Origin of the sequence: Buchnera aphidicola (Pemphigus obesinymphae), assembly GCF_026122815.1 — a bacterium.
GTDB classification, from domain to species: Bacteria; Pseudomonadota; Gammaproteobacteria; order Enterobacterales; family Enterobacteriaceae; genus Buchnera_C; species Buchnera_C aphidicola_BJ.
Genome location: NZ_JAIWQW010000111.1, coordinates 1 through 326, shown reverse-complemented (window position 1 = coordinate 326; position 326 = coordinate 1). Strand labels below are relative to the sequence as shown.

The following is a 326-nucleotide window of genomic DNA, read 5'->3' as shown; positions in this document are numbered from 1 at the left end:
TTTATGTTTGGTTAGATGCTCCTATTGGTTACATGAGTACCTTTAAAAACCTTTGTAAAAAAAGAACAAATTTAAATTTTGATGAATTTTGGAACAAAAATTCAAATTGTGAGTTATATCATTTTATTGGCAAAGATATTGTGTATTTTCATACTTTGTTTTGGCCAGCAATATTAGAAGCAAGTGGATTCCGTAAACCTACAAAAATTTTTGTACACGGTTATGTTACCATTCATGGGAATAAATTATCAAAATCTAAAAATGATTTTATCTTAGCATCAGATTGGTTAAAATATTTAGATTCAGATAGTTTGCGATATTATTAT

At 26.4% G+C, this 326-nt stretch carries 1 protein-coding gene; it reads left to right on the top strand.

Features of this window, described 5'->3' with window-relative positions:
• A partial coding sequence (locus LDP10_RS03345; RefSeq protein ID WP_265197298.1) for a class I tRNA ligase family protein occupies positions 1-326 on the top strand: 326 nt, incomplete at both ends.